The 3,112-nt window shown below is 55.0% G+C and carries 2 protein-coding genes; both read left to right on the top strand.

All coding sequences use genetic code 11. The features are described 5' to 3' along the window. On the top strand, positions 1-529 hold a 529-nt coding region (locus HUU59_13500), incomplete at its 5' end, for a T9SS type A sorting domain-containing protein (GenBank protein NUO20456.1). 347 nt (positions 530-876) lie between these two features. Beyond that, positions 877-3,112 (top strand): proprotein convertase P-domain-containing protein (locus HUU59_13505; protein NUO20457.1); only part of this gene is annotated, 2,236 nt, incomplete at its 3' end.

Genomic DNA, 3,112 nt, shown 5'->3' on the forward strand with positions numbered 1-3,112 from the left:
CGCGGTCGCAGGCAACGGATTGGTGACGTTGAACTGGAACACGCTGTCCGAGACGGATGTGGATCACTTTGAGCTGAGCCGTAACGGTTCGGTGGTTGCGAACGTTGCGGCGATGAACAGCGCGACGGGTGCGAACTACAGCTATACGGACAACGGCTTGACCAACGGCACGACGTATAACTACAGTCTGGTATCGGTGGATGTGAACGGCGCCCGTCAGGCATTGGCGACGCTGTCGGCGACTCCGAGCGGATCTGCAGTCATTACTGAGTACGCCTTGCATCAGAACTATCCGAACCCGTTCAATCCGACGACGAACATCGCGTTCGACATGGTTGAAGCGGGCAAGGTGTCAATCAGTGTTTTCAACGTGATGGGCCAGAAGGTTGCCGAGATCGTGAACGGCAATATGGAAGCGGGCCGTCATGTCGTGAACTTTGACGCGACGGGTCTGTCGAGCGGTCTCTATCTGTACAAGATGGAAGCCAACGGCTTCACGGCTCAGGCGAAGATGGTGCTGATGAAGTAGCCAGCGTGGACGCTGGACCCAATGAGCTGACGCGAACGCGAAAGCTTATTGGAAAACCTTGAGACAGCGCGGGGCGAACCGAGAAGGTTCGCCCCGCTTCTATTATGGGTGTTGCCAAACCTCCACATCGGGCGCACAGGGTGAAATAAGACTAAAAAAGTCACATTTAAGAGGTTTACAAACAGAAGTTTATAGCAATTCGGTGGGTCATGTTTACTGGGCAATGTTTTTCAGAAAGATTGTGCAGAAGTATTGTCAGGGAATGCCTTATAGACTATATTAACACTACTTTGACCAATAAAGTGATAGTTTCGTGCAGAATTCCCATTAACAGGAGAGAGAGAAAAATGAAAAAGATTGTGACATTGTGTACCATGCTGGCCATGGTCGCGTCGGCGGCCTTTGCCAGCGCAGTAAAGTCCGAAAAGGGGCCTGAAGCAACGCGTCAGATCATTCACAAGCTTGACCAGAGCAAAGTGAAGCCTCTGCCGGTCATCAATAATGTTGATGAGCGTGAGATGCTGAAACTTGAGCTGGAAGCCTTGAACGCGGGAATTGCTTCGATGCTTGAGAAGGGTGAGGATATTTCGGCTCACAAGGCTCGCGCCAATGAGCTGTACAGTTTGTTGTACCCGGCTCGCGGCGCGGAGCGTCTCGACCAGGGTGGTGAGGATTGCGGGACGGCGGTGGTCGTAGGCGGGATTCCGTACTGCGATGAAGGTTCGACAGCCGGCACCTTAGATGATTATCAGGGCGACTGCTTCTTCAATGGCGGTTCCGGCGACGTTGTGTATGCATACACTCCGACGGCGGACGTTGTAGCGACCGTTTCGCTTTTCGGCTCCAATTATGATACCGGTCTCCACATTTGGAATGGCTGCCCGACCTCGGGTGGAACTCAAGTTGCCTGCAACGATGACAACAGCGGGTTGCAGTCCTGCTTAACGGTCACCTTGTTGGCGGCCACCACGTATTACATCATTGTTGACGGCTATGGCAACAGCACAGGCAACTACATCATTAACATTTCCGATGACGGTGTATGCGGCAGCGCCTCATGCGCGGCAACTTGCGACGATCCGGGTCCGGTTTCCGATGATTGCGCCGGAGCGATTGAAGTTCCCGTACCGTCCGTGCAGTACGGTTCGACAGTCGGCATGGGTAGTGAAGCACTTGGATTTTGCGGAACGAGCGACGGTACGGGCGGCGGCGTGTGGTATAAGGTCCGTGGCAACGGCAACACCTACACCGCTACGACTTGCGATCCCTGCTCGGACTATGACACGAAGATTCGCGTGTTCACCTGCGGCTGCGACCTTAATACTTGTGTTACCGGCAATGACGACAACATCTGCGGCGGGGGCTTTTCATTACTGTCTTCGGTGACGTGGGCGACGGATCCGGGCGCGATGTACTGGATTCTGGTTCATGGTTTCGCCTCCGACGCCGGCAACTTTGGCTTGGTACTGTCGGATGACGGAATTCCGTCGAACGGAGATGGAATTGATTGCCCGTGCCATGACGAAACGCTTGCGGCGCCCGGCTCCACGTCGGGCAACACGACCGGTGCGGGCAACGACTGCGCGACGCGTGGAACTGAAGATTGGGTTGTTGAAGTCAGCATTCCGTATGCGGATGAATGGCGCTTTTCGCTGTGCGGTTCCGGCTACGATACGTACTTGTTCCTTGGAACGGACTGCTGTCTGGGCGATATCGCATCGAACGATGACTTCTGCGGCCTTGGCTCAGAAATCTGCACGTTCGTACCTGAAGGCTTGATTTATGTTACGATTGAAGGCTGGTCAGGCAGCGGCGCTTGGACTCTGAATGTTGAGCCGTGCGTTCCGCCGGTTGGAAGCTGCTGCTACACGGTTCCGGGCGGCGACGTCTGCACAGGTCCGGCATGTGTTGACAATGTGAGTGAAGGTGAATGTGCTCAGCTGGGCGGTGTTTGGACTCGTGACGGATTGTGCGGCGACGGCGGCTGCTTGTGGAATGCCCCGTGTGTCTGCTCCTGCAGCGAGCATCCGAATTCGCATGCGACCTACGCGGTTGACAACACGACGTATCCGATCAGCGAGACGATTCCGACCACGTGTGTGACGATCAATGTGCCGATTGAATATCAGATCACTGATTTGAACGTCAGCCTTGATCTCTATCATACGTACGATGGCGACCTCGACATAACGTTGGAATCGCCGAGTGGCACGATTGTACACTTGTTTGACCAGCACGGCGGCTCAGGCGACAACATACTGTGCGCGACGTTTGATGACGAAGCGGCTAACGCAATCGGCGGCGGATTGGCTCCGTTCAACGGATCGTGGATTCCGTTCGCTGCGCTGTCGGCCTTTGACGGTGAGAACGCAGTTGGCGATTGGCTTCTGTGCGTAACCGATAACTTCGGCGGCGACATTGGTTATATCCTCGGCGTTTGCCTGAGCTTTGAGTACGACGAGATCCTGCCGGTTGCTTTTGGCGGCTTTGACGCGGTCGCAGGCAACGGATTGGTGACGTTGAACTGGAACACGCTGTCCGAGACGGATGTGGATCACTTTGAGCTGAGCCGTAACGGTTCGG

The sequence above is a fragment of the bacterium genome (assembly GCA_013360195.1).
Lineage (GTDB): Bacteria > Electryoneota > RPQS01 > RPQS01 > RPQS01 > JABWCQ01.